The following is a 23,882-nucleotide window of genomic DNA, read 5'->3' as shown; positions in this document are numbered from 1 at the left end:
GTACGCATGACCGACACCGGCCAGGTCCCGGGAGAGGGGCTGCCGGAGAACGCAGGCGGACGACTCGGACACCCGCACCCGGCGGATGTCCATGCCCCGCCTGCCGACGCCGGTTACATCGAGCAGCCGCAGCCCGGTGTCCCTCCCGGCGCCGCTTACACCTTCCTCGACGGCTCCGAACACGTGGGCGAGGAGGACGACCTGCTGCTGATGCCGGGCGCCCAGGGCGCCTGGAGCGAGCAGCAGGCCCAGTACCAGACCGGGGCGTACGAGGCGGGCGTGCTCGACCCCGCCGCGTACGCCGAGACCCAGATGCCCGAGCCACAGCCCGTGGCGGAGCAGCCCGTACCGCAGCCGGCCCCCGCCCCCGCCCCGGCCGCTTACGTGGCGCCCACCGCCCCCACCCGGCGACCGCTCCACATGGGCCCGCCGGTGCCCGACACCTCCAACGGCGTGGTGCGTTCGCTCGCCGACCGGGGTCCGGCGGCGGGTCGGCACGCCGCGCCCGTACGCCAGCCGGAGCCCCAGCCGCAGGCGGCGCCTGAGCCGCAGGTCCCGCCCGAGCAGCAGGCCGTCCCGGAGGTCCCGGAGCCGCAGGTCGCGCCGGAGCCGCAGCCGCAGGTGCCGCACCAGGTCGCGCCCCAGCCGGAGGTGCTGCCCGAGCCGCAGCCGGAGTACGGGGCGGGGGCGCAGCAGGGCGTCCCGGCGCCCGGGCAGGGCGGGATGGCCGAGCAGCAGTACGCCGGGCCCGAGCAGTTCGTCATGCCCGAGCAGCCGTTCGCCGCGCCCGAGCAGTTCGTCGCTCCCGAGCCGCAGCCGGTCATGCCCGAGCAGCCGCTGGCGGCGGACTACTCCACCGCGCCGCAGTACGCCGCCGGGCCGCAGTACTTCACCCCGCAGCCCGACGACCCGGGGCGGCTCCCCGGGCCCCAGCTCGCGGACCTCTCGCAGCTCGTCGACGCCCCGCCGCCGGGGGACGCGTGGGACTCCACGCCGCCGGTGCGGCAGGGCGCTCCCGTGGAGCCGGGCGTTCCCGTGGAGCCGGGCGTTCCGGCCGAGGAGCCCCTGGTCGCGGAGGTGCCCGAAGCGGAGCCCGCGCCCGAGCAGTTCGCCCAGCCCGAGGCGGTGGCGCCGGAGGCGCAGCCGGTCGCGATGGACCAGGGGTATGTGGACCCGGCGGTCGTGGACCCGCACCAGACGGGCGCGACCATCCCGGCCCAGGCCGGGGCGCCCGTCGTGGAGCCCGGCCCGCAGGCCGCCGTGGCCGAGGAGCAGGTCGTCGAGATCCCGGCCCAGGCGCAGGCCGAGCCCATCACCGAACAGCCCGAGGCCCAGCCCGTCCCGGCTCCGGTCGCGGAGGTCGCGCCGGAGATTCCGGCGCAGCTCGCCCATGAGCCGATCGCGATCGAGGAGCCGCCCGCTCCCGCCGCCGAGGCCCCCGTTCAGGAGGCCGCTCAGCAACTCCCGGAAGAGCCCGCCGAAACGGTGGAGCAGCCCGCCGTGGACCCGGGGCACTCGATAGTGGCCCACGAGACGCCTCAGCCCGAGGAGTCCGCCGCCGAGGAGCCGGCCGCCGCCGAGGCGCCCCAGCAGGAGGCACCCGCCGAGCCGCAGGCCGAGGCGGCGGCTGAGGCGGAGGCCGCACCGGAGGCCGAGGCCACGACGCCGGAGGAGCCCGCCGAGGCGGAGGCCCCCGAGGCGGCAGCCGAGGCCGTGGCTGAGGAGCCGTCACCGGAGGAGCACGCTCCCGAGGCCGAAGCGGCGGACACCCCGGACGCCGAGGCCGCCGAGGCTGCCGCGAGCGAAGCTTCCGAGGCGGCGGCGCCCGAGACCGCCGAGGCCGAGGCGACGCCCGCCGAGCCGGAGGCGGAAGCGGCCGCCGAGGCGGGGCCGGAGACCGGTGCGGAAGCCACCGAGCCCACGGCCGAGGTTGAGGCAGGGGCGGCGGCCCAGCCCGCCGAACCCGAGGCCGCGGCCCCCGAGACGGCCCCCGAAGGCGAGGCCACCGAGCCCGGGACCATCGAGCCGGAGGCTACCGAGCCCGGGACCACCGAGCCCGAGGCCACTGAGCCCGAGATCCAGGCCACCGAACAGGACGCCACGGAGCCGGAGGCCGGTGCCCTGGAATCCGACGCCCCGGAAGCGACCGAGCCCGCAGCCGCCGAGCCCGAGGCCGGGGCGACGGAACCCACCGAGCCCGAGGCCGGGACCGCCGAACCGGAGACCACGGACGCGGAAGCGGCCGAGACCGAAGCCACGGAGCCCGACGCCGGCACCTCCGAAGCCGCCGACGCCGAAGCCGCCGACGCCGAAGCCGCCGACGCCGAAGCCGTCGCCCCCGAGCCGGAGCCCGAGCCGGAATCGGAACCCGAGACGGCCCCCGAGGACACCACCCCCGAGTCAGCCCCCGAATCCGCCGCGGAGCCGGAGCCGGAGTCGGAAACCGAGCCGGAGCCCGAGTCGGAATCCGACCCCGAGCCGGAGCCCGAAGCGGTCCCCATCCCCATCGGCCCCCGCGCCGAGGGGTACGACGAGGCCGAGCGCGCCGCCGTCCACCGCGTGATGCGCGAGCGCCGGGACATCCGTAACGGCTTCCGGCCCGACCCCATCCCGCACGAAGTGCTGCTGCGCGTCCTCGAGGCCGCGCACACCGCGCCCAGCGTGGGGCACTCCCAGCCGTGGGACTTCGTCGTGATCCGCTCGGAGGAGACCCGGCGGGCCATGCACGAGCTGGCCATGCGCCAGCGGGACGCGTACGCCAAGTCCCTCCCCAAGGGCCGGGCCAAGCAGTTCAAGGAACTGAAGATCGAGGCCATCCTCGAGACGCCGGTCAACATCGTCGTCACCGCCGACCCCACCCGCGGCGGCCGCCACACCCTCGGCCGGCACACCCAGCCGCAGATGGCGCCGTACTCCTCCGCGCTCGCGGTGGAGAACCTCTGGCTCGCCGCCCGCGCCGAGGGCCTCGGCGTCGGCTGGGTCAGCTTCTTCGACGAGCGCGAGATGGTGCGGGAGCTCGGGCTGCCCGAGCACCTGGAGGTCGTGGCGTATCTGTGCGTCGGATACGTCGACGAGTTCCCGGAGGAGCCCGAGCTGATGAAGGCCGGGTGGTCCAAGCGCCGCCCGCTGTCCTGGGTCGTCCACGAGGAGTCGTACGGCCGCCGCACCCTGCCCGGCGGGGATCCGCACAACCTGCTCCAGGAGACCCTGCGGGGCATCCGCCCGCTGGACGCCAAGGCGCTCGGCGAGGCGTGGGAGCGGCAGAAGCGGATGACCAAGCCGTCCGGCGCCCTCGGCATGCTGGAGATCATCTCCGCCCAGCTCAGCGGGCTGTCCCGGCAGTGCCCGCCGCCGATCCCGGAGCCCGCGGCCGTCGCGGTCTTCGCGGGCGACCACGGGGTGCACGCCCAGGGCGTCACCGCCTGGCCGCAGGAGGTCACCGGCCAGATGGTGGCCAACTTCCTGGGCGGCGGCGCGGTCTGCAACGCCTTCGCCAGCCAGGTGGGCGCCGAGGTGTGCGTCGTGGACGTCGGCGTGGCGAGCGATCTGCCCAGCACGCCCGGGCTGCTGCCGCGCAAGGTGCGGGCGGGCACCGGAGACTTCACCGTCGGCCCCGCGCTCACCCGCGAGGAGGTGCTGCGCGCCATCGAGGTGGGCATCGAGACGGCCCGCGATCTGGTGGCCGCCGGGAACAAGGCGCTGCTCACCGGGGAGATGGGGATCGCCAACACCACCGTGTCGGCCGCCCTGGTCTCCATCTACACCGGCGCCGAACCGGCCGAGGTGACCGGGCGCGGTACGGGCATCAACGACGAGATGCACGCGCGCAAGATCGATGTCGTACGGCGCGGGCTCGAACTGCACCAGCCCGATCCGGCCGACCCCATCGGCGTCCTGTCGGCGATCGGCGGCCTGGAGCACGCCGCGATCGCCGGGCTGCTGCTGGGCGGCGCCTCGCTGCGTACGCCCGTGATCCTGGACGGGGTGAGCGCGGGCGCCGCCGCGCTGGTCGCCCGCGCCATCGCACCCGAGGTGCTGGCGGCCTGCATCGCGGGCCACCGCAGCGCCGAGCCGGGCCATGTGGCGGCCCTGAACAAGCTGGGCCTGCGCCCCCTGGTCGACCTGGATCTGCGTCTTGGCGAGGGCACCGGGGCGCTGCTCGCCCTCCCGGTGGTGCAGAGCGCCGCACGGGCGATGCACGAGGTGGCCACCTTCGACTCCGCAGGGGTCACGGAGAAGAACTGATGCGTGCCCCCGCCGCGTAGGGTGTCGGCGGGGGCTCCACCCCACAGTCGATCAGCCGCTCCAGCGCCGCAGCGGCCGTTGCTTCGCACGAGGAGAGCCGCACCGCCATGTCCGAAAACTTCGCATACCCGGTCGGGCTGCGCCTTTCCGGGCGGCGTGTCGTCGTCCTCGGGGCGGGCCAGGTCGCCCAGCGCCGGCTGCCCGCGCTGATAGCGGCCGGTGCGGACATCCTGCTGATCTCGCCGTCCGCCACGGCCTCCGTCGAGGCCATGGCCGAGGCGGGGGAGGTGCGCTGGGAGCGCCGCCGCTACCAGGAGGGCGACTTCGAGGGCGCCTGGTACGTCCTGATCACCACCGACGACCCGGAGGCCAACGCCGCCGCGTCCGCCGAGGCCGAGGCGCGCCGCATCTGGTGCGTGCGCAGCGACGACGCCGAGGCCGCCTCCGCCTGGACCCCGGCCACCGGGCGGAGCGAGGGCGTCACCGTGGCCGTCCTCACCGGGCAGGACCCGCGCCGCTCCGCCGCCGTGCGGGACGCCGTGGTGGAGGGGCTGCGGGACGGCACCCTCGCCGCGCCCCGCCACCGCACCCGCGGCCCCCATGTGGCGCTGGTGGGCGGCGGCCCTGGCGATCCGGACCTGATCACCGTGCGCGGCCGCCGCCTCCTCGCCGAGGCGGACGTGGTGGTGGCCGACCGCCTCGGCCCGCGCGATCTGCTCGATGAACTGCCGCCGCACGTCGAGGTGATCGACGCGGCGAAGATCCCGTACGGCCGCTTCATGGCCCAGGAGGCGATCAACAACGCGCTGATCGAGCACGCCAAGGCGGGCAAGTCGGTGGTCCGCCTCAAGGGCGGCGACCCCTTTGTCTTCGGGCGCGGCATGGAGGAGGCGGAGGCGCTCGCCGAGGCCGGTATCCCGTGCACCGTCGTGCCCGGCATCTCCAGCTCCATCAGTGTCCCGGGCGCGGTCGGGATCCCGGTGACCCACCGGGGCGTCGCGCATGAGTTCACGGTGGTCAGCGGGCATGTCGCCCCCGACGACCCCAGCTCCCTGGTGGACTGGGCGGCGCTGGCGAGGCTGCGCGGCACGCTGGTGCTGCTCATGGCCGTGGAGAAGATCGGCGCCATCGCCGCGACCCTCGTCGCCCACGGCCGCGCCGCCGACACCCCCGTCGCCGTGGTCCAGGAGGGCACCACCCCGGCCCAGCGCCGGGTGGACGCGACCCTCGCCACCGTCGGGGAGAAGGCCGCGGCCGAGGGCGTACGGCCCCCGGCGGTCGTGGTGATCGGCGAGGTCGTCGCCCTCTCGTCCCGTGACCACCGGTGACGTCATCGGACGTAACCGCCGGTAACTTATTCGCGTCGGGCTCATTGGCACCGCATCCAGGACAAGGCAGTATCACTTAAGTGGCTGATCTCATCACCGTCGATGATCCGGACGACCCGCGGCTGAGCGACTACACGGGTCTGACCGATGTGGAGCTGCGACGCAAGCGTGAGCCGGCCGAGGGCCTGTTCATCGCCGAGGGCGAGAAGGTGATCCGGCGCGCCCGGGTCGCCGGTTACGAGATGCGCTCGATGCTGCTGTCGTCCAAGTGGGTCGATGTGATGCGGGACGTGATCGAGGACGTCCCCGCCCCCGTCTACGCCGTCAGCCCCGAACTGGCCGAACGCGTGACGGGCTACCACGTCCACCGCGGCGCCCTCGCCTCCATGCAGCGCAAGCCGCTGCCGGACGCGGAGACGATCCTGGCGGGCGCGCGGCGCGTGGCCATCATGGAGTCCGTCAACGACCACACCAACACCGGCGCCATCTTCCGCAGCGCGGCGGCCCTCGGCATGGACGCCGTGCTCCTCTCCCCGGACTGCGCCGACCCCCTCTACCGGCGCTCGGTCAAGGTGTCCATGGGCGCCGTCTTCTCCGTGCCGTACGCCCGGCTGGAGAGCTGGCCGCGCGGACTGGAGGCGGTCCGGGAGGCCGGTTTCAAGATCCTCGCGCTGACCCCCGACGAGAAGGCCACCACCATCGACGACGCGGCCCCGCACCGCCTGGAGCGGGTCGCGCTGATGCTGGGCGCGGAGGGCGACGGGCTCTCCACCCAGGCGCTGATGGCCGCGGACGAGTGGGTCCGGATCCCCATGGCCCACGGCGTGGACTCCCTCAACGTGGGCGCGGCGGCGGCGGTCGCCTTCTACGCGGTCACGTCGGGCAGACCGGGACTCTGACGGTCCGCCGCGTGGCAGTGACTTCGCCCCTGGCCCCGCCTCCCAGCCCCTCCGGCGCTTGAGGAGCGGGGTCTGGGGCGGAGCCCCAGCTGTGGGAAGGGGCGGGTAGGGGAACAGCCCGCCGCAGGCGCCAAGCCCCGCCGGACACTCAGTAACTAGCGGCCGTCAGGCTCGGCCGCCACCGAGCCCCCCACCGAGTCCAGCGCCGCCGACGAAACCGTCCCCGTCGGCTTCGGTGGCGCGCCCAAGCCGTTCGCCGGCCCCTGACACCCCTGCGCCGCCGCGATCCCCAGCGCCACCAGCAGCGTCACCACGACGAACACGGTCAGCCGCTGCCGCAGCAGCCGCCGGTTGGGCCCGCTGGGGCGGCGCCCGTTCGGCGAGGTGCGCACGGTCTGGGCCGGGCGCCCCGGGCGGTCGGTACGCGCGGGCGGCCTCGGGCCACCCCGGCGCTGTGCCGGGCGCGCGGGCGTGTTCCGCCCCGAGGAGCGGCCCGAGCCCCCGCCCGTACTGGCTCCCGGCCGCTGGGACGGGGGCCCGCTCCGCGGCGCGGGCGTACCGCCGGAGCGCCGCTCCGTGTGCTGGTCGGCGTACGCCTCGGGGCGCCGCGCCGGGGGACGGCCCGGCCCGCCGCCGTAGCCCCCGGTACTGGAGCCGTGGCCGTGCGCCTCGCGCGCCGCGATCTCCTTCAGCCGCAGCGACAGTTGCAGGGTGCTCGGCCGGTCCTCCGGGTCCTTGGCCAGACAGGCGTGGAGCAGCGGCGCCAGGGCGTCGGGGACGCCGAGCAGCTGCGGCTCCTCATGGACCACCCGGTACAGCATCACCTCGGAACTGCCGTGCCCGAACGGCGAGTCCGCCGTCGAGGCGTACGCGAGCGTGGCGCCCAGCGCGAAGACGTCGGTCGCTGGGGTCACCGCCGCGCCCCGCACCTGCTCGGGCGCGAGGAAGCCGGGCGAGCCGACCGCCGTGCCCACGTGGGTGAGGGTGCTGGCCCCGGTCGCCCAGGCGATGCCGAAGTCGATGATGCGCGGGCCCTTGGGGGAGAGCAGGATGTTGGAGGGCTTGAGGTCGCGGTGGACGACCCCCGCCTCATGGACCGCCAACAGCCCCTCGGCCAGCGCCGACCCGATCGACGCGACCTGGGCGGCGGGCAGCGGGCCCTCCTCGTTCACCTTGTCGTGGAGGGAGGGGCCCGGTACGTACTGGGTGGCGAACCAGGGGCGGTCGGCCTCCAGGTCGGCGGCCACCAGCCGGGCCGTACAGCCGCCGCGGATCCGCCGTGCGGCGGAGACCTCCCGGGCGAACCGGGACCGGAATTCCCGGTCCTCGGCGAGGTCCGGCCGGATCACCTTCAGGGCCACCCGCTGCCCGCGCCGGTCGGAGCCGAGGTAGACCACTCCCATGCCGCCCGCGCCGAGCCGCCGGTGGAGGCGGAAGGAGCCGACGACACGCGGGTCCTCGCGCCGGAGCCGCATCATCGCCATGTCCGTCCCCTACCTCCGGTGGGCCCCTTCCCTTAACCCCTGGTGGGGAGCCCCATCCGCTGCCGTCTGCTTGCCGTTTGCCGTCGAACTGCGGTCGGTTCGCCGCTGTTGTTCCGTCGCCGTCCGTCTGACGTGCACAGCTTACGGATTGACGGCCCCTCGCGCTGAGAGGCCGCGCATGCGTCGGCCGATGGATTGTCAGTGGTGCCTGGGATCCTGGAGAAGTGGGCCGGAATCGTGGCAATCCGCGCTCGGGCCCGCCGCTGCGTGATCTCAAAAGGCCGTCTCAGAAGGGGGATTGAGACCGTGAAGGGTGATCGTGTGGAGATAGTCGTGGACGCGGGGGACACGACGCGGACGTATGAAGTGGTGGCCACCAGGGCGGGCCGGAGGGTCGAGACGGCGGTCCGGCGGGGGGTGGTGGAAGTGAGCGAAGTCACCCGTAATGGGTCCGTGGTGCGGACGGCCCGCTTCATGGCCAACCGGGTCCTGGCCCTGGTGGAGCAGCCGGTGCCGCGGAGCGAGGAGGGGGAGGGCGAGTAGGGCTCGCACGCGCTCGGAGGGGCACACTCCATGGACTCCGGAGGGTCTTCGGAGGGATCTCTTCCGCGGTCCCCTCCGGGAAGACCCCAAGGCGTGAGAGCGCATCTCCACCCAGGGGAGTAGTCGACGCCTCCCGGGGTCATCCTCCGGGAGGCCCGGCAATCGGTACGAAGGCATGACGCCGAGGACCGGGGTGCGCGCCTAATGTTGTCGTCAAGCGGCGGGCGCAGCACTCGTCCCCCGAGGTCAGACGCTCGCCGCCCCAGATGTGACGGAGGAGGGACGATGGCGGACACGGTTGGACGCACGGTCATCGGAACACGTCGTCGCAGGTCCGTGAGCGCGGCGGTGGACGCGTTCGGCGGCCCGCAGACCGGCACCCGCCATCCTCTGGTCGCGGCGGCGATGGTGCTGCCGATGGCCATCCTCCTGACCATCACCTTCGGCGGCTGGGATGCCGTCGTCACACAGGCGTCGTCCGTGGCGGGAATGCTGGGGCGCTGAGGCGCCCCGGGCCCGGGAGAGCGGCCCGGGCCGGGGACTTCCGGCCATTAACCCCGTGGGGACGGGGGTGCGGCGGACGGCACGAATGCCCGGACAGCTGGGGAGCTGTCCGGGCATCGCGCCTTTTCGGGGCCGATCCGGACCGCCGCCGTAAGGAACCCGTCAGCGGGCGGTGGCTCCCGCCGGGATCAGCTCAGCTCGACGGACCACTTCCCGCGGCCGAGGAAGGTACGGCCGTCGGGCATGACGTCCACGCGAGCCCCTCGCACCGGTAGCTCGCCGTGACTCAGCCAGTAGTCGCGGACCTTGTCGAGGGCGTCCCACAGTCGGCGGGGGCCGCCTTGGTGCACGGTGGGCCGCTCGTTCCCGGTCGCCGTGGCTCGGGCCCACGATCCGTCGGCATGTGCCATGAGCGCGACACGCTGCTCGCCGTCCTCCCGGTACTCGTGCTCGATACCGGGCGCTTCGACGTCGAGCATGGAAGCGAGGTCCCACGCGTTCGCCACGTCGACGACGGGATACGGACCGCGGGTGACGTCGTCCCCGTCCAGTTCCGCAGCCTTGGCGAGGCGAACGGTCACCCCGGGCGGGTAGTCGTCACCGTGGCGAGCGTGCATGAACCCTGCCCGGTCCCACTCGACGCGCCCGGTCGCGCCCCCGTCCTCGTCCTTCTCGGCCGTGACGAGGAGGGAGGTACCGGCGATCGTGGTCACCAGCCGACCGCCGGGGCGGAGTACCCGGAGCCAGCTTGCCGGAATCGTGCGTACGGACACGGTGGCGACGATCCGGTCAAAGCTCGCGGGCTCGTACGGCAGGTCGCCGGTCGCGTCGACCGTGTCGAGCGTGGGAGCGACCCCAGCCTCGCTCACCCGTTTGCGGGCGGCCTCGGTCAGGTAAAGGTCGACATCGACGCTTGTCACCTGTTCGTCGCTCAGTCGACGAGCGGCGAGGGCGGCCCCATACCCGCTTCCCGTGCCCACATCGAGCAGCCGGTCGCCGTCATCGATGCGGGCAAGCTGGAACATGCCCACGACCAGGCTCGGCAGGGTGGCCGAGGACGTCGGCCGACCGTGCGGCCGGTCGGCCTCCGTGGCGTAGCGGCGACGGCCGACGCCCATCGGGAGTGCCGGTGAGTTGCGGCGTCGGCCAGGGCGGTGGCGCGGGGGACCAGTTGACGCGAGGACTCCGAGAGAAGGGGCGGCGAGTCTCTGTGCGTTCAGGACTGCTCCGTGCGGTCCGGATCAGTGAGCCGCTCGGCGAAACGTGCCTACGGTCAGGACCATGAGAACCGCGGTGCATCCGCCCAGCACCATGACCGCGGACGGAGAGCTGCGGTCCAGGACGACTCCCCCTACGAGCGCGCCCATAGAGATCGTTGCCTGGAAAGAGGCGGTGAACAGGACCGATGCCGCTTCCGGGGCATGCGGTGCCGCCTTGGAGAACCAGGTCTGCGACGCGACTGGCACGGCGCCGTACGCGATGCCCCACACGATCAGCAGTATCACCGCGCCCGCCTCCCAGCGGCCCAACGCCGGAAGGAGGAGGGTCGCCGCGGCGATCAGACCGGCCGCGAGCCCGAAGACGGTCCGGGGATGCCGGGCCACCCAGGCGCCGCCCAGGAAGTTGCCGAGGATGCCGGCGGCACCGTAGAGCAGCAAGAATGCAGTGATCAGACCACCGCCGACGTGGGTGACCTGTTCCAGGAACGGTGTCACGTAGGTGTACGTGCCGAAGTGAGCCAGCACAACAAGGAACGTCAGCAAGAGTGCGAAGCGGATGTTGACGCTGCGGAGCATGCCGTTGAGGACGCCCAGCCCTGTGGTCTGGATCGGAGGAAGCGGCGGCACGAGCAGGAGCAGCATGACCAGTACACCGACCGTCAGGGCTCCCATGACGGTGAAGGCCGTTCGCCATCCGGCGAGATCTCCGATGAGGGTGCCGGCCGGTACGCCGAGGACGGATCCCAGCGGCACGGCAGAGAAGATCACAGCGGTAGCCCTGCCGACCGAGACCGGCGGCACCAGTCGTTCCGCCAACCCAGCCCCGATCGACCAGAAGCCGCCGATGGTGATCCCCACCATGATCCGAGAAGTCAATACGAGCCAGTAGTCGGGCGCCGCGGCGGCAAGGAAGTTCGCCAATGCCAGCAGGAGCATGAAAGCGCACAGCAACAGTCGGCGGTCGAAGCGTGCCGTGGCCGCGGTGACCAGTGGAGCGGCGATAGCCGCCAGGAAGCCGGGCATGGTCATCATCAGTCCAGCCATCCCGTCCGAGACGGTGAAACTGGATCCGATCGAGGTCAGCAGACCGATCGGCAGGATCTCGGTGGTGACGATGGCGAAGATCCCCAGCATCACCGAGACCACGGCCGGCCACCCCTTCAGCGGGGTTCGAGGGGATGAAAGTTGGCCGTTGACCGAAGCGGAGGTGGTGATCGGCATGGCGTTCCGTCCTGTGAAGGCAGCGCGTTCGCCATCAGCCCAGCAGGTTTCATCAAGCGGTGGCTGGCAGGTCTGCGACCGCACCCTTGCCCGTCACGGGTGATGTCGTATACCCGCGACAACGGCCGGGCCGGCCGTCCACGTCGTCAGCGCGTGACATTTCCGGGCAGTTGCTTTGACCGCCGGGGCCATCGTCGCTAGTTTCGCGCTCGTGTCTGATCCTCCACGCCTTCCTGACTCACGTTGACCGAGGCGGATTGGCTGGTGCAAGCCGCGCTGGAAGGTGGTGCGGAGCGAGGTTTCCCTCCGCTCGCGGTGGCGGTCGTCGGCCGTGCAAACGGCAGTACAGCGGTGGCAGGAGAGCCGTTCGGCCCGAGCCATCGGTTGATGGCGGCGAGGTAGACGGTTGCCAGGTGGCGGAAGGTCCGGTTCCCCACGCATTCGCCGGGGATCAGCGCGGGCGCAGGCCGTCGATGAGCAGGGTGCAGACGGCCTCGAGGGCGGCCTCGGACCCCGGGGTCTGCCATTCGGGGGCGTGGGCGGGGTGGTGGTAGGCCATGGTGGCGTCGAAGACGGTGCGCGCCGTCGCGGTGGGGTCGGGGGAGGTGAAGTCGCCGCTGGTGACGCCGTCGGCGATGATGACGCGCAACTGCTCGATCAGGTCGGTCACATGGTCGGCGGCCGCGCTGCTGTGCTCGGCCGTCAGGACCCGGTAGGTGGCGAAGAGCTCCGGGTCCTCGGACAACAGGGTCCGCTTGGCGGCGAAGAGCGTGGTGAACCAGGTGCGCAGCCGCTCGGGCGGGGCCTGCCGGGTGTCGGCCGCGACCGCCGCCAGGGGGTCGCGCGCCCGGCCCAGCCAGCGCCGGGTGACGGCTTCGCGCAGCGCCGCCTTGGACGGGAAGTGGCGGTAGACGCTGGCGTGGCTGACTCCCAGAGCGCGCGCCACGTCCAGCACCGTGGCCTTCGCCGGTCCATGGCGGCGCAGTACGTCCTCGGTGGCCGTCAGGATGGTCTCGGCGTCGAGGGCCGGGCCCGAACGCATCAGGGCTCGCCGTTCCGTACGAACCGCACTGCGCGGCTCCCGGCCCCGGCGGCGGGTACCGACTGCTCCCTCAACTCCAATTCCTCCTAAGCGGATCGGCGGAATGCGGCTGCGGTTCGGTGGCACCCCGCAGGGGCGCGGGGCTGTGCCGGTGTGCGGCTCCGCCGCGCGGGCGCGACCAGCCACGACGGCGCCGCGGACGATCGACGGCAGGTCAGGGCACTTCCAGCGGAGCGCTTAGTGGCTCGTCAGAAGACCGCGAGCGGGTTGACGGGCACCCCGGTCAGTCCGTGGATACGCGGCGGCGCCACGGTGAGCAGGAAAGCATAGCGGCCCAGCTCCGCGCAGACGGCGGCGAGCTCGTCCACCTCGGCGGCGTCGATCAGGGGCAGGCCCATCATCGGCAGGGCGACCCGGTGCAGCGGCAAGGGGCAGGCGGGGTCCAGGTCCGGGTGCGCGTCGCCGATGTCACCCGCGTAGAGCGACGCGCCGCGCCGGTGCATCCAGCGCACCGCGTCCAGGCTCATCCCCGGCATCGGCCGGTCGGGGTCGGGCGTCATGGACCATCCGCAGCGCACCACCAGGGCGTCCCCGGACTCCAGCCGTACGCCCTGGCGCTCCTCGGCCGCCTCGAAGTCCCGCGAGGTGACCGCATGGCCACTGGGCAGCGGGCCGTCGGCCGCCAGGTCGAGCAGGATCCCCCGGGTGGCGATCCCGGCGGCGTACGCCGCTGTGGAGCCGTGCCGGGCACCGGCCGGTGTCACGGCCTCGTCCACGGGCCGCCCCGGATAGACCCGCCCGTCCCGGATCACGTGCCCCAGCGCGTCGAGGTGCGTCGAGCGCGGGTGGTGGTTGGTCACCAGCATCACATCCGCCGTGGCGGGCGCCGGGGAGCCGACGTAGACCATCATCTGCTGGACCGGCGAGGCGTCCTGGGTGGAGGGCGCGAAGGGGCCGCTGATGAGCGGCGCCGGCCGGATCGGAAGCGCGAGTGACACCGTCCGGCCGGTGCGGGCCTCCGCCGCGCCCCTGGCCCGGGCTTCCCCGGTGATGAGGTTGAGCGTGCCGCGCTCGTCGTCCTCGCCCCACCGGCCCCAGTTGCTCGGCAGGTCCTCCGACGCGTCGGTTCCCGTGTGATGTGTGTCCATGGCGTCGAAACGTACAGCCATGGGTTACAGAGTTCAAATTTTGTAACCCAGATAAAGAGGGAGGGCGTAGGGCCCGCGCCCGGGTGATCGCCCGACACCAGGAGGTCCAGAGCGCGGGCACTCCGCCCGGCAGGAGCTACGATCCGGGGCAGCCGAAGACATGGGGGAGCCGTGAGCCGAACCGCGGCGCAGCTCGTCACCGCCCTCCGCCGGGCCCAGCGCGACGCCACCGCCGAGGTGACCGTCCTGGCCGACCGGCCCGACGCCACCGTCGTCCGGTGCGGCCGCGTCGTCGCCAAGGCGCATCCGCCCGACACGGACCCGGCCGAGCTGGCCGTCCGGCTCGGCGTCGCGGCCGACCCCCGGTGCGCGGAGATACTGCTGCCGCCGGTCGACGGCATGGCCGCGCTGCCCGACGGGCGGCAGGTCACCCTCTGGCCGTACGGCGAACCCGTGGCACCCGACGCACCGGACGCCGCCCCCTGGGTCGAGGCGGGGAAGCTGCTGGCCTGGCTGCACGCCGTGCCGGTCGCCGAACTGCCCGGCCCGCTCCCGGCGATGCGCGGCCCGGCCAAGGCGGCCCGCGCCATCGCCCGGCTGCGGGCGGCGGCACTCCCCGACAGCGTGGCCACCCGGGCCGTGCTGCGGGCCTGGGCCGGACTGCCCGGCTGGGCGCGGGGCGTGGACCGTACGGATCGCGTGGATCGCGGGGACCTTGTGGATCGTCGCGATCCCGTGGGCCCACACCAAGGCGCCGAAGACAGCAGGCTCTGCCACGGCGATCTCCACCTCGGCCAGCTCATCCGCCACCGCGCCACCGACTGGCGGCTGATCGACATCGACGACCTCGGCCTCGGCGACCCGGCCTGGGACCTCGCCCGTCCCGCCGCCTGGTACGCCGCCGGGCTGCTCGCCGCCGAGGACTGGGAGCGGTTCCTGGGCGCGTACCGGGCCGCGGGCGGCTCCGCCGCCGGGCAGCGCGATCCCTGGCCGCGGCTGGACGTGCCCGCCCGCGCCCTCACCGTCCAGACCGCCGCGCTCGCGCTCGCCAAGGCGGCGGCCGCCGGACGGGCGTTGGACGAGGCCGAGGAGGCGATGGTGGAGGCGTCCGTCCGCATCGCCCGCTTCATGGCGGCCGCGGGATGAGGCCGTAGGGTGAACTCCACGCGCCCGGACGGGTGTTCCGGCGCGTTCTGTCCGAAGCATGAGGAGTTGAGCGGACCATGCAGTGTCCCAAGTGCCATGCGCCGATGCACACGTACAACCGCAATGGCGTGCAGATAGAGCAGTGCAGCGGCTGCCGGGGGATCTTCCTGGACTACGGGGAGCTGGAGGCGCTGACCCGCCTCGAGTCGCAGTGGACGCAAGCGGTGCCGCCCGCCCCGCCCGGTGCCCCGCAGGCGTACCCGGCCGCACCCGCCTGGGGCGCACCGCAGCACGGCCACCACGGCGGCCACCACGGCCACCACAAGCGCGGCTTCGGGCACATGCTCTTCTCGTCCTGAGAAGCTTCTTGGCCCGAGAAGCCTCTCCGCCTGAGAAACGCCAGAGGGCCGGAGCTTTTCGCTCCGGCCCTCCGTCGATCGGTGTGGACGATACTGGGATTGAACCAGTGACCTCTTCCGTGTCAGGGAAGCGCTCTCCCGCTGAGCTAATCGTCCGCAGGACTGCGTGCGCGATACTGGGATTGAACCAGTGACCTCTTCCGTGTCAGGGAAGCGCTCTCCCGCTGAGCTAATCGCGCAGGGTGGATCCGCGAGGATCCGAGTGGACGATACTGGGATTGAACCAGTGACCTCTTCCGTGTCAGGGAAGCGCTCTCCCGCTGAGCTAATCGTCCGAGGTGGAGACGGGATTTGAACCCGTGTAGACGGCTTTGCAGGCCGTTGCCTCGCCTCTCGGCCACTCCACCAGCCGTGGGGATCGAAACCCCCACACCGAGCGGACGACGAGATTCGAACTCGCGACCCTCACCTTGGCAAGGTGATGCTCTACCAACTGAGCCACGTCCGCAGGTGCCGTTTCTCCGGGGCGCTTCCGCGTCCCGGCGACGTGTTGAACTCTAGCGGATTCCGGGGCCAGCTCAAATTCCGTTTCCGCAGCGTGCTGCCCTGCTCGCGCGCCGCACTCCCTCCCGAGGCCGCCCTGACCTGGGCACCATAGACTCGCGACCGTGCACGACCTGCCCCCGCTCGCCCGCTTCGGCGGCCTGCTCGCCACCGATCTACGGGATGTCACCAGCGACCCGTCGGCCCTGGAAACCCAGGGTTTCTGGGCCGTTGTCGCGGACTTCGAGGGCCGTCTGGTCTGCGCTCGCTTCGGGGATGTACGGGCCGAGCCGGTGCCGCCGCCGGCACCGGGCGGCTGGCGCGGCCCCACGGCGGGGGAGTGGACCTCGTCACTGGACCGGGCCGCCTACACCGCGGGGGTGCGCACCGTCCGGCGGCGGATCGCGGCCGGTGAGGTCTACCAGGCCAACCTCTGCCGGGTGCTGTCCGCGCCACTGCCCGATCCGGCCGGGGCCGATGTGGACGCGCTGACCGCGCTGCTGGCCCTGGGCAACCCCGCCCCGTACGCGGGCACCGTAAGGCTGCCGGCCCACGGGGTGGAGGTCGCCACGGCCTCGCCCGAACTGTTCCTGCGGCGCACCGGGCGCACCGTGGAGTCCGGCCCCATCAAGGGCACCGGCCGTGCCTCCGAGGACCTGCTGGAGAAGGACCACGCCGAGAACGTGATGATCGTGGACCTGGTCCGCAACGACCTGGGCCGGGTCTGCGCCACCGGATCGGTGACCGTCCCGGCGCTGTGCGCGGTCGAACCGCACCCCGGTCTGGTCCACCTCGTCTCCACGGTGCGGGGCGAGCTCGCCCCCGGCGCCGGCTGGCCGGAACTGCTCGCGGCCACCTTCCCGCCCGGCTCGGTCACCGGCGCGCCCAAGTCCAGCGCGCTGCGCGTCATCGAGGAGCTGGAGACCGCGCCCCGCGGCCCGTACTGCGGCGGTATCGGCTGGGTCGACGCCGACCGCGGCACCGGTGAGCTGGCGGTCGGGATACGGACCTTCTGGATCGACCGCGGCCCGGCCGGGGCCGTGCTGCGGTTCGGCACCGGGGCGGGCATCACCTGGGGCTCAGAGCCGGAACGTGAATGGGACGAAACGGAACTCAAGGCCGCCCGGCTGCTCGCGGTAGCGTCGGGTGTACAGCAGCCGACGGGAAGGGCGACGCGATGAAACCGGCCATCTGGCTCGATGGATCCCTCTGCGACCCGGACAGCGCCATGGTGTCCGTGTTCGACCATGGGCTCACGGTCGGCGACGGCGTCTTCGAGACCGTCAAGGCCACCGAGGGGCGGGCCTTCGCCCTCACCCGCCATCTGCGGCGGCTGGCCCGCTCGGCCGAGGGCCTGGGGCTTCCCGAGCCGGACCTGGACGAGGTGCGGCGGGGCTGCGAGGAGGTGCTCAAGGCCCACCCCGTGGCGTTCGGACGGTTGAGGATCACCTACACCGGGGGGGTCTCACCGCTCGGCTCCGACCGGGGCACGGCCGGGCCCACCGTGGTGGTCGCGCTGGTCGAGGCGGTCCGCAGGCCCGACGCCACGGCCGTGATCACCGTCCCCTGGGCGCGCAACGAGCGCGGGGCGCTCACCGGCCTGAAGACCACCTCGTACGGCGAGAACGTGGTCGCGCTCGCCCGCGCCCGCGAGCAGGACGCCACCGAGGCCCTCTTCGGCAACACGGTCGGCGCGCTCTGCGAGGGCACCGGCTCCAACGTCTTCGTGGTCCTCGACGGCCAGCTGCACACCCCGCCGCTCTCCTCCGGCTGCCTCGCCGGGATCACCCGCGCCCTGGTGCTGGAGTGGGTGGGCGCCAAGGAGACCGATCTGCCGCTGGAGGCGCTGTACCGGGCCGAGGAGGTCTTCCTGACCTCCACGACCCGCGACGTACAGGCCGTGCACCGCGTGGACGGCCACACCCTGCCCGGCGCCGCCCCCGGCCCGGTCACCGCCGAGGCCCTGCGGATCTTCGTTGAGCGGGCGGCCGCCGACATCGACCCCTGAGCGGGCGGGCGGGGACATCGGGCCCTGAGCGGGCAGGCCCGGGACTTCACCGGCCCGTCGCGGCGGATCCGCGCCGGAAAACGGGTGACGATCGCCCGGCGGGCCGGTAGAACACCTTCGTGACCACCACTCTGCGGCCCACCGCGCCCGAACAGCACACCGACGGCGGCGGGCGTGCCCGCGCGTACGAGGTGTGCGTCAACGGCCGCCCCGTCGGCTCCGTACGCCTCGCCACCGATGCCCGCCTGGGCCCGGCGGCCGGGCGTATCGAGCGGCTCCACATCGACGAGGCCGACCGGCACCGCGGCCGCGGCACGGTCGCCGCGCTCGCCGCCGAGGAGGTGCTGCGCGGCTGGGGCTGCACCCAGCTGATGGTGAGCGTCCCCGCGTCGGCCACGACCGCCCTCGGGCTCACGGCCGCGCTCGGCTACCGCGAGCGCGGCCGCAACATGCTCAAGCGGCTCACGGACCCGCCCGAGCTGCCCGAGGGCAGCGCGATACGTCCCCTTGCGGAGGCCGACTACCCGGCGTGGCGCGCCCACGCGCGGGCCGGGTACGTCGCCGATCTGCTGGCGCGCGGACTCACCCGGCAGCAGGCCGGGACCAAGGCGGACACCGACTACGCCAGGCTGCTGCCGCAGGGCCCGGACACCCCCGGGGCCCTGCTGCGCGTCCTCGCCCACGGCGGCACGGACGTGGGCACCATCTGGATCGCGCTGCGCGAGGGGGAGCCCGACGCCGCCGAGAGCGGGGAGGCGTATGTCTACGTTGTCGAGGTCGCCGAGGAGCACCGCGGCCACGGACACGGCCGCACCCTGATGCTGGCCGCCGAGCGCGCGAGCCTGGCGAGCGGGGCCCGCAGCCTGGGCCTGCACGTCTTCGGCGGCAACACCCCGGCGCTGCGGCTGTACGAGTCGCTGGGCTACGAGCCCATCGAGTACCAGCTCTACAAACCGCTGCTCTGAGTTCTGCCAGCCGCTGCTCCGAGGGGGCCCGTTCCGAGGGCTTTCAGGGCTTCAGGACCGCTCGGCGACGAGCCGGGCGGCGATCTCCGCCACGCGCTCCCGCAGCCCCTCCTGGCTCTTGCCGCCGTCGAGCCGTTCGCCGCCGATCACATACGTGGGGGTGCCGGTGACCCCGATCGCCCGGCCCTCGGCCTGGTCCGCGTCCACGATCAGGATGTGCCGGCCGTCGACCAGCGCGGTGTCCATCTCCTCGGCGTCCAGCCCCAGTTCCCGGGCCACCTCCACCAGCAGCGGCTCACCGCGGGTCCCGAGCTCCTCGGTGCGCTCCAGGACGGCCTCGACGAACGGCCAGCCGCGCCCCTGGGCGATGGCCTCCTCAGCCGCCTGGGCCGCCGCGTGGGCGTGCCGATGGCGCTCCAGCGGGAAGTGGCGCAGCCGGATGTCCAGCGCGTCCCGGAAGCGGTCGCGCAGCGCGCGCACATCGCCCAGGGCGGTACGGTAGTCGGGGCACTGCAACTCGCACCAGACGTCGAGCACGGGGCGGGGGGAGGGGTCGGTGTGGCTCATGGGGCCAGTCTTCCAGCCCCCGGACCCTGCCCCGTACCCGGAGATGTCCCTGATCCCGGGCTCGGGCCATGGCCCCGGCGGCCTTAGGGGGTGCACGATGGACATACCGGAAGCCCAGTTCACGGGAGGAACGATGCTGACCGACACCTTCTGCGCCGCGCTGTCCGCGGCCGGTCTGGGCATCGCCGGGCTGACCGCCTACCGCAAGCGGTTCCTCGCGGCGACGCGGATCGCCGCCTACGCCCTGATCCCGCTGGGCCTGGCGATGACCGGCATCCTGGGCTGGCTCACCGACCTGGTCTTCAAGCCGAGCGTCTGGCTGGGCTTCGGTCTGCTGGGCCTCTCCTGGGCGCTGTTCATGATCAGCCGGGCGGTCGAGCACCGCTCCGGCGGCACCCGTAAGGAGCGCCGCGCGGCGGCCGCGGCCGAACGTGCCGGCGGGGTGTCCGCGGGGGCCTCGGAGCCCGCCCTGGGGCCCGGCCGGGGAGCCACCGGGGTCAAGGCGTCGGGGAAGCCGAAGACCAAGGGCGGAACGAGTTCTGGCACAGATGACTTCTCCGACATCGAGGCCATACTCAAAAAGCACGGGATCTGACAAGCGACCGATCAAAAAACGATCACCGGTCGCAGGCGGGCTCATGGCTGGGTCATGATCTCCGCGAGATGTTGCAATCACCGCCCGGGGAGCAATCCCCCATCGAAGGACCCCCTGTTCCGCCGAGCGACGAGACCCGCGGCTGTCTCTTCGCCCTCTCGCAGCCGCCGCTGATGCTGTTCCTGGCGTTCATCGGCACCCTGCTCTTCGTGACCGCCGTCCACGACCTCTACCGGTGGTGAGACGGCGCCCCGTCCGGTTGCCGATGGTGACGCGGCGCGCCGCCCGTTCGTCGGCGGTGAGACGGCGCCCGCCCGGCCACCCGTGGTGAGGTGTCCAGCCCGGCTAGGGCCCTTCTGACGGATCTCCGCGGCGTCGCGGACGGTCAGCTCGCGGCCTCGCGGCGCCGGGCGCGGTAGGCCGCGACATGCAGCCGGTTGCCGCAGGTGCGGCTGTCGCAGTAGCGCCGGGAGCGGTTGCGGGACAGATCCACGAAGGCGTGGCGGCAGTCCGGGGCCTCACAGCGGCGCAGCCGCTCCCGCTCGCCCCCCACCACGAGGAACGCCAGCGCCATGCCGCCGTCGGCGGCGAGGTGGTCGGCCAGCGAGGCACCGGGCGCGAAGTAGTGCACATGCCAGTCATAGCCGTCGTGGTCGGTGAGCCGGGGCGTGGTGCCGGCCGCGGCGATCATCGCGTTGAGCAGTTCGGCGGTGCGGCGGGCGGCGCCCTCGTTCCCGGCCGTCGCGAAGACCTCGGCGAACCGGGCCCGTACGGCCCGGACCGCGGTGAGGTCGCGCTCCCCGAGCGTGCCGATGTCGCTGATGTCATTGCGCTCGACGAACCGGCGCAGTGCGGCGACATCGGCGAGGTCGTCCCGGTCCGCGCCCTCGGGCGCGGTGTTCACCAGATCGACGACGGCGTCGAGCGCGCACCGGGTGTCGTGGTTGATCAGCACGATTGGCTCCCTGGCCGGCTGGGTCGGCGGCTGCCCCTGGGCTGCCCTCGATCTGCCCGACTCTAGTCCTGCCGGGCCCCGGACGTGTCCCAGGCGGCCCCGGGCGGTCCTGTGACGGTGCCGGACGGTCATACGACGGTGCCGTCACTGCGGGTGCTGCCGCGGCGACGGCACCGTCGCCTGCCTCTGCCGTTGTCGGGATTGCCATGGTCGGGATCGTCGGTATGTGATGCGGTCGCGCCCCGGCTCGCGCCGTCTCCCCGAGTCGGACGGCCGAGCGCTCAGCTCTCGCCGGGTCTCAGCTCTCCGCCAGGATGTGGGAGAGCTCTGTGTCGAGGTCGAAATGACGGTGTTCGGTACCGGGTGGCACCGCGGCGTCGGTTCGCTTCAGGAACGACTCCAGGGCCCGCGCCGGGGCTTCGAGCAGTGCCTCCCCCTCCGGGGAGCTCAGGGCGATGCAGACGACTCCCTGGCCGTGGCTGCGGGACGGCCACACCCGGACGTCGCCGGTGCCGGTGGGCCGGTGCAGGCCCTCGGCGAGAAGATCGCGGGCAAACACCCATTCGACCGTCTCTTCGGCTCCGGTGTGGAAGGTGGCGTGCACGGCGTAAGGGTCGGCCGTGTCATACCGCAGGCCCGCGGGTACAGGCAGTGAGGATTCGCTCGACACAACGAGGCGCAGGTGCAGCTCGCAGCTGACCGTGGTGTTCATAAGCGCCAGGGCCTTTCGCTCAGTGTGCGCTCGGGGATTCGCACGTCGGCGAAATCGACATGCCACCTACGGTGCCGTTGTAAACCCCTCTGACCGTTTTGCGGCTCTTCTGGTAGCTCATGCGGCCCAGCTCCCGACTGGCCACTACCGCCGTTCCGGTGACTTCAAACGATCAGGTAAGTTGGGTCACATGAATGCGGAGAGTGACGGGCGGCGCGGGGCTGCCGAAGCGGGCCCCCAGGTCGCGACGGGGGGCGATGCGCCGACGAAGGAGCCGGTATGGGGCTCCCGGGCGCCGCGGTTCATCAAGCGGTCGCGCCCGCTCCACCTGAGCTGGCAGGTCGGCGTGTTCATCGTCGGCCTCGGGGTCGTGGCCCTGGGTGTCATCCTGCTGCCCCTGCCCGGTCCGGGGTGGCTCGTGATCTTCGCCGGAATGGCGATCTGGGCGACCGAGTTCGTCTGGGCCCAGCTGGTGCTGGCCTGGACCAAGCGCAAGGTCACCGAGGCGGCGCACCGTGCCCTGGACCCGAAGGTGCGCAGGCGCAATCTCATACTGACCACGATCGCGGTGGTGATCTGCGCCGCGGCGGTGTCGGCCTATGTGTGGAAGTTCGGCATCGTCATGCCGTGGAAGATCGAGCAGTGAGCGGCCCCGCGTCGCAGGACTGGTCATGAGCACGGTCCGGCATGCGCTAATGTTGGGCGTGCGCCAGGGCGATTAGCTCAGTGGGAGAGCGCTTCGTTCACACCGAAGAGGTCACTGGTTCGAACCCAGTATCGCCCACCCTGGACCGAGGGCCCGGAAGGCATCAGCCTTCCGGGCCCTCGGTGTTGTCGCATGTCCGAAGGTGTCCGGGGCCCGTGACAGAAGGCCCCCCGGGGCCCGTGCCCGAAGGCGCCCGGGGTGCGCGACGGAAGGTCCCCGGTGCCGGGTGGTCGGCACGACCCTCCCAAGCGCTTTCGTCGAAGCGCTTCACCCCGATCCTGAGTGATCCTGTCCGAACCGTTGACGTACGCCTCGTTGGTCCCTAACTTGTCCCGGCAAGCGCTTGCCTAAAACGTTTCAAGCTAGCGGGGGCAGTCGGACGACCTGCCCGGGAGGGGCGTGTCATGGGTGCTGGGCGATGGACGGCGAGGGCGAGAGGGGTCCGGGCGGTCGCGGCCGTGCTGGCCGCGCTGGGGCTGCTGGCCACCGGTTGTGGCGGGGGAAGCGGTTCCGGAGACGGCAAGGTGACCATCCGCTACTCCTGGTGGGGTGCCAAGGACCGCGCGGAGCTGATCCAGAAGACGGTCAGGCTCTTCGAGAAGGAATATCCGAACATCAAGGTCAAGACGGACTTCTCCGAATACACCGACTTCTGGAGCAAGTTCAATACCCAGGCCGCGGGCGGAAACGCCCCGGACGTCTTCCAGAACTCCTACGCCTTCCTGCGCAAATACGGCGACAAGAACCTCCTGCTGGATCTGAACGGTCAGGCCGACGCCGGAAATCTCAGCCTGAAGGGATTCCGCGACGGACTGGAGAAGGCCGGGGATATCGACGGCAAGCTCCTCGGAGTGCCGGTCGGCGCCAATACCTTCGCCTTCTTCTACAACCCGGACGCGTATCAGAAGGCCGGAGTGACCGTCAAGGACGGATGGACCTGGGACGACTTCTTCGCGGCCGCCAAGAAGGTACGCAAGAGCGACGGCACCCTCTACGGCGCCAGCGACAACGCCAATGTGATGTACCTCTACGACCTGTATCTGCGGCAGAACGGCAAGGCGTTCTTCACCGAGGACAACAAGCTCGGCTTCACCAAGGACGACCTCACCGAGTGGTGGGGCCGCTGGCAGAGCCACGCCAAGGCCGACGAGTTGGTGCCGGGCAAGAAGTCCGAGCAGGCCAAGCCCAAGGCGTCGATCAGCGCCGATCTGTCGGCCTCCGAGTTCACCTGGGACAACTTCCTGGTCCGCTTCGCCGCCGAGACCAAGACCACCCTCGACCTCGGGCCGATCCCGACCACGGACGGCAAGCGCACCGGCCAGTACCTCTCCTCGCTGATGCTCAGCGGCTCCGCCCGCACCCAGCACCCCAAGGAAGTCGCCCAGTTCATCGACTTCATGACCCATGACCCCGAGGTGGGCAAGATCATGGGTTACAACCGCGGCATCCCGGCGACCACCGCCCAGTACGACGCCTACCAGCCCCAGGGCGTCGACGCCAAGATCGCCGCGTATGAGAAGAGCGTGGGGGCCAAGCTGGAGCCGATCACCCCGCATCCGGCCGGTGCCGATGTCGCCGAGGCCGCCTTCCTGAGGATCTACACCCAGGTCGCGCTGGGGCAGTCCTCGATGGGCAAGGCGGTCGACCAGTTCTTCAGCGAGGCCGAGTCCGCGCTCGGCTCGTGAGGAGAGC

At 72.4% G+C, this 23,882-nt stretch carries 22 protein-coding genes and 6 tRNA genes; 15 read left to right on the top strand and 13 right to left on the bottom strand.

Annotation, left to right across the window (positions count from 1 at the left end; all coding sequences use genetic code 11):
- Window positions 1-6 precede the first annotated feature (6 nt).
- The 3 genes from cobT to ACZ6TD_RS10950 all read left to right on the top strand — a co-directional run bounded on the left by cobT (window position 7) and on the right by ACZ6TD_RS10950 (window position 6,472).
- Window positions 7-4,245, top strand: a complete 4,239-nt coding sequence (gene cobT / locus ACZ6TD_RS10960; RefSeq protein ID WP_471353006.1) for a nicotinate-nucleotide--dimethylbenzimidazole phosphoribosyltransferase — start codon at window positions 7-9, stop codon at window positions 4,243-4,245.
- 107 nt (window positions 4,246-4,352) lie between these two features.
- A complete protein-coding gene (cobA, locus tag ACZ6TD_RS10955; protein WP_471353004.1) occupies window positions 4,353-5,573 on the top strand; it encodes a uroporphyrinogen-III C-methyltransferase in 1,221 nt (406 codons plus the stop codon).
- Window positions 5,574-5,653: 80 nt separating this feature from the next.
- The gene (locus ACZ6TD_RS10950) at window positions 5,654-6,472 is read left to right on the top strand and encodes a TrmH family RNA methyltransferase (protein ID WP_471353002.1); all 819 of its coding nucleotides are present in this window, start codon (window positions 5,654-5,656) and stop codon (window positions 6,470-6,472) included.
- A 155-nt stretch (window positions 6,473-6,627) separates the two neighbouring features.
- On the opposite strand, the gene ACZ6TD_RS10945 is transcribed toward ACZ6TD_RS10950, so the two are convergent.
- Window positions 6,628-7,956, bottom strand: a complete 1,329-nt coding sequence (locus tag ACZ6TD_RS10945; RefSeq protein ID WP_471353000.1) for a serine/threonine-protein kinase — start codon at window positions 7,954-7,956, stop codon at window positions 6,628-6,630.
- 306 nt (window positions 7,957-8,262) lie between these two features.
- Here ACZ6TD_RS10945 and ACZ6TD_RS10940 point away from each other — a divergent pair, with 306 nt between their 5' ends.
- The gene (locus tag ACZ6TD_RS10940; RefSeq protein WP_037951761.1) at window positions 8,263-8,499 is read left to right on the top strand and encodes a hypothetical protein; all 237 of its coding nucleotides are present in this window, start codon (window positions 8,263-8,265) and stop codon (window positions 8,497-8,499) included.
- Window positions 8,500-8,784: 285 nt separating this feature from the next.
- Window positions 8,785-9,003 carry a hypothetical protein gene (locus tag ACZ6TD_RS10935; RefSeq protein WP_470007492.1) on the top strand — a complete coding sequence of 73 codons (219 nt, stop codon included), beginning with the start codon at window positions 8,785-8,787 and terminating at the stop codon, window positions 9,001-9,003.
- Between the two features lie 188 nt (window positions 9,004-9,191).
- Here ACZ6TD_RS10935 and ACZ6TD_RS10930 read toward each other — a convergent pair whose 3' ends face one another.
- The 4 genes from ACZ6TD_RS10930 to ACZ6TD_RS10915 all read right to left on the bottom strand — a co-directional run bounded on the left by ACZ6TD_RS10930 (window position 9,192) and on the right by ACZ6TD_RS10915 (window position 13,655).
- Window positions 9,192-10,121: a methyltransferase domain-containing protein gene (locus tag ACZ6TD_RS10930; RefSeq protein ID WP_471352998.1), complete on the bottom strand. Its 930-nt coding sequence runs from the start codon at window positions 10,119-10,121 to the stop codon at window positions 9,192-9,194.
- Window positions 10,122-10,244: 123 nt separating this feature from the next.
- Window positions 10,245-11,444, bottom strand: a complete 1,200-nt coding sequence (locus ACZ6TD_RS10925; protein WP_471352996.1) for an MFS transporter — start codon at window positions 11,442-11,444, stop codon at window positions 10,245-10,247.
- Window positions 11,445-11,895: 451 nt separating this feature from the next.
- Window positions 11,896-12,486 carry a TetR/AcrR family transcriptional regulator gene (locus ACZ6TD_RS10920; protein WP_471352994.1) on the bottom strand — a complete coding sequence of 197 codons (591 nt, stop codon included), beginning with the start codon at window positions 12,484-12,486 and terminating at the stop codon, window positions 11,896-11,898.
- A 248-nt stretch (window positions 12,487-12,734) separates the two neighbouring features.
- Window positions 12,735-13,655 carry a cyclase family protein gene (locus ACZ6TD_RS10915; protein ID WP_471352993.1) on the bottom strand — a complete coding sequence of 307 codons (921 nt, stop codon included), beginning with the start codon at window positions 13,653-13,655 and terminating at the stop codon, window positions 12,735-12,737.
- Window positions 13,656-13,805: 150 nt separating this feature from the next.
- Between ACZ6TD_RS10915 and ACZ6TD_RS10910 the strand changes: the two genes are divergently transcribed.
- Together ACZ6TD_RS10910 and ACZ6TD_RS10905 are read left to right on the top strand one after the other, a co-directional pair.
- Entirely contained in the window at window positions 13,806-14,780 is a 975-nt protein-coding gene (locus tag ACZ6TD_RS10910) for an aminoglycoside phosphotransferase family protein (protein WP_471352991.1), read from the top strand.
- A gap of 77 nt (window positions 14,781-14,857) precedes the next feature.
- Window positions 14,858-15,139, top strand: a complete 282-nt coding sequence (locus ACZ6TD_RS10905; protein ID WP_020867118.1) for a TFIIB-type zinc ribbon-containing protein — start codon at window positions 14,858-14,860, stop codon at window positions 15,137-15,139.
- Window positions 15,140-15,223: 84 nt separating this feature from the next.
- Here ACZ6TD_RS10905 and ACZ6TD_RS10900 read toward each other — a convergent pair.
- The 5 genes from ACZ6TD_RS10900 to ACZ6TD_RS10880 all read right to left on the bottom strand — a co-directional run bounded on the left by ACZ6TD_RS10900 (window position 15,224) and on the right by ACZ6TD_RS10880 (window position 15,647).
- A tRNA-Val gene (locus tag ACZ6TD_RS10900) sits at window positions 15,224-15,295 on the bottom strand.
- An 11-nt stretch (window positions 15,296-15,306) separates the two neighbouring features.
- A tRNA-Val gene (locus ACZ6TD_RS10895) sits at window positions 15,307-15,378 on the bottom strand.
- Window positions 15,379-15,402: 24 nt separating this feature from the next.
- Window positions 15,403-15,474, bottom strand: a tRNA-Val gene (locus ACZ6TD_RS10890).
- Between the two features lies 1 nt (window position 15,475).
- Window positions 15,476-15,546 (bottom strand) — tRNA-Cys (locus ACZ6TD_RS10885).
- Between the two features lie 28 nt (window positions 15,547-15,574).
- Window positions 15,575-15,647: transfer RNA gene (locus ACZ6TD_RS10880), tRNA-Gly, on the bottom strand.
- Between the two features lie 160 nt (window positions 15,648-15,807).
- Between ACZ6TD_RS10880 and ACZ6TD_RS10875 the strand changes: the two genes are divergently transcribed.
- The 3 genes from ACZ6TD_RS10875 to ACZ6TD_RS10865 all read left to right on the top strand — a co-directional run bounded on the left by ACZ6TD_RS10875 (window position 15,808) and on the right by ACZ6TD_RS10865 (window position 18,655).
- Window positions 15,808-16,863 carry a chorismate-binding protein gene (locus ACZ6TD_RS10875; protein WP_471352989.1) on the top strand — a complete coding sequence of 352 codons (1,056 nt, stop codon included), beginning with the start codon at window positions 15,808-15,810 and terminating at the stop codon, window positions 16,861-16,863.
- A complete protein-coding gene (locus tag ACZ6TD_RS10870; protein ID WP_471352987.1) occupies window positions 16,860-17,690 on the top strand; it encodes an aminotransferase class IV in 831 nt (276 codons plus the stop codon). The genes ACZ6TD_RS10875 and ACZ6TD_RS10870 overlap by 4 nt, the downstream gene beginning before the upstream one ends.
- 119 nt (window positions 17,691-17,809) lie before the next feature.
- Window positions 17,810-18,655, top strand: coding sequence for a GNAT family N-acetyltransferase (locus ACZ6TD_RS10865; RefSeq protein ID WP_471352985.1), 846 nt, complete (start codon window positions 17,810-17,812; stop codon window positions 18,653-18,655).
- 51 nt (window positions 18,656-18,706) lie between these two features.
- On the opposite strand, the gene ACZ6TD_RS10860 is transcribed toward ACZ6TD_RS10865, so the two are convergent.
- Window positions 18,707-19,222 (bottom strand): DsbA family protein, encoded by a 516-nt coding sequence (locus ACZ6TD_RS10860; protein ID WP_471352983.1) that lies wholly within the window; start codon window positions 19,220-19,222, stop codon window positions 18,707-18,709.
- A 133-nt stretch (window positions 19,223-19,355) separates the two neighbouring features.
- On the opposite strand from ACZ6TD_RS10860, the gene ACZ6TD_RS10855 reads away from it, so the two are divergent.
- A complete protein-coding gene (locus ACZ6TD_RS10855) occupies window positions 19,356-19,817 on the top strand; it encodes a hypothetical protein (RefSeq protein WP_471357623.1) in 462 nt (153 codons plus the stop codon).
- A gap of 68 nt (window positions 19,818-19,885) precedes the next feature.
- Window positions 19,886-20,059, top strand: coding sequence for a hypothetical protein (locus ACZ6TD_RS10850; protein ID WP_198268756.1), 174 nt, complete (start codon window positions 19,886-19,888; stop codon window positions 20,057-20,059).
- A gap of 143 nt (window positions 20,060-20,202) precedes the next feature.
- On the opposite strand, the gene ACZ6TD_RS10845 is transcribed toward ACZ6TD_RS10850, so the two are convergent.
- Window positions 20,203-20,772 carry a CGNR zinc finger domain-containing protein gene (locus tag ACZ6TD_RS10845; protein WP_471352981.1) on the bottom strand — a complete coding sequence of 190 codons (570 nt, stop codon included), beginning with the start codon at window positions 20,770-20,772 and terminating at the stop codon, window positions 20,203-20,205.
- Window positions 20,773-21,070: 298 nt separating this feature from the next.
- Window positions 21,071-21,484 carry an SsgA family sporulation/cell division regulator gene (locus ACZ6TD_RS10840; RefSeq protein WP_003959770.1) on the bottom strand — a complete coding sequence of 138 codons (414 nt, stop codon included), beginning with the start codon at window positions 21,482-21,484 and terminating at the stop codon, window positions 21,071-21,073.
- 190 nt (window positions 21,485-21,674) lie between these two features.
- Here ACZ6TD_RS10840 and ACZ6TD_RS10835 point away from each other — a divergent pair, with 190 nt between their 5' ends.
- The 3 genes from ACZ6TD_RS10835 (at window position 21,675) to ACZ6TD_RS10825 (ending at window position 23,875) form a co-directional block, all read left to right on the top strand.
- Window positions 21,675-22,130 (top strand): TIGR02611 family protein, encoded by a 456-nt coding sequence (locus tag ACZ6TD_RS10835; RefSeq protein ID WP_471352978.1) that lies wholly within the window; start codon window positions 21,675-21,677, stop codon window positions 22,128-22,130.
- A gap of 66 nt (window positions 22,131-22,196) precedes the next feature.
- Window positions 22,197-22,268 (top strand) — tRNA-Val (locus ACZ6TD_RS10830).
- A gap of 326 nt (window positions 22,269-22,594) precedes the next feature.
- Complete coding sequence (locus tag ACZ6TD_RS10825; protein WP_471352976.1) at window positions 22,595-23,875, top strand: ABC transporter substrate-binding protein; 1,281 nt, start codon at window positions 22,595-22,597, stop codon at window positions 23,873-23,875.
- The last annotated feature ends 7 nt before the right edge of the window (window positions 23,876-23,882 follow it).

This window comes from Streptomyces yongxingensis, assembly GCF_055597465.1.
The sequence above is the reverse complement of the archived record's forward strand: the minus strand, read 5'-3'. Positions and strand labels throughout refer to the sequence as shown.

Excerpts from the sequence above, each read along its gene's own strand:
- cobT (WP_471353006.1), top strand. The coding sequence starts at position 7 with ATGACCGACACCGGCCAGGTCCCGGGAGAGGGGCTGCCGGAGAACGCA.
- cobA (WP_471353004.1), top strand. The coding sequence starts at position 4,353 with ATGTCCGAAAACTTCGCATACCCGGTCGGGCTGCGCCTTTCCGGGCGG.
- ACZ6TD_RS10945 (WP_471353000.1), bottom strand. The coding sequence starts at position 7,956 with ATGGCGATGATGCGGCTCCGGCGCGAGGACCCGCGTGTCGTCGGCTCC.
- ACZ6TD_RS10935 (WP_470007492.1), top strand. The coding sequence starts at position 8,785 with ATGGCGGACACGGTTGGACGCACGGTCATCGGAACACGTCGTCGCAGG.
- ACZ6TD_RS10930 (WP_471352998.1), bottom strand. The coding sequence starts at position 10,121 with ATGGGCGTCGGCCGTCGCCGCTACGCCACGGAGGCCGACCGGCCGCAC.
- ACZ6TD_RS10925 (WP_471352996.1), bottom strand. The coding sequence starts at position 11,444 with ATGCCGATCACCACCTCCGCTTCGGTCAACGGCCAACTTTCATCCCCT.
- ACZ6TD_RS10920 (WP_471352994.1), bottom strand. The coding sequence starts at position 12,486 with ATGCGTTCGGGCCCGGCCCTCGACGCCGAGACCATCCTGACGGCCACC.
- ACZ6TD_RS10915 (WP_471352993.1), bottom strand. The coding sequence starts at position 13,655 with ATGGCTGTACGTTTCGACGCCATGGACACACATCACACGGGAACCGAC.
- ACZ6TD_RS10905 (WP_020867118.1), top strand. The coding sequence starts at position 14,858 with ATGCAGTGTCCCAAGTGCCATGCGCCGATGCACACGTACAACCGCAAT.
- ACZ6TD_RS10870 (WP_471352987.1), top strand. The coding sequence starts at position 16,860 with ATGAAACCGGCCATCTGGCTCGATGGATCCCTCTGCGACCCGGACAGC.
- ACZ6TD_RS10860 (WP_471352983.1), bottom strand. The coding sequence starts at position 19,222 with ATGAGCCACACCGACCCCTCCCCCCGCCCCGTGCTCGACGTCTGGTGC.
- ACZ6TD_RS10855 (WP_471357623.1), top strand. The coding sequence starts at position 19,356 with ATGCTGACCGACACCTTCTGCGCCGCGCTGTCCGCGGCCGGTCTGGGC.
- ACZ6TD_RS10850 (WP_198268756.1), top strand. The coding sequence starts at position 19,886 with ATGTTGCAATCACCGCCCGGGGAGCAATCCCCCATCGAAGGACCCCCT.
- ACZ6TD_RS10840 (WP_003959770.1), bottom strand. The coding sequence starts at position 21,484 with ATGAACACCACGGTCAGCTGCGAGCTGCACCTGCGCCTCGTTGTGTCG.
- ACZ6TD_RS10835 (WP_471352978.1), top strand. The coding sequence starts at position 21,675 with ATGAATGCGGAGAGTGACGGGCGGCGCGGGGCTGCCGAAGCGGGCCCC.
- ACZ6TD_RS10825 (WP_471352976.1), top strand. The coding sequence starts at position 22,595 with ATGGGTGCTGGGCGATGGACGGCGAGGGCGAGAGGGGTCCGGGCGGTC.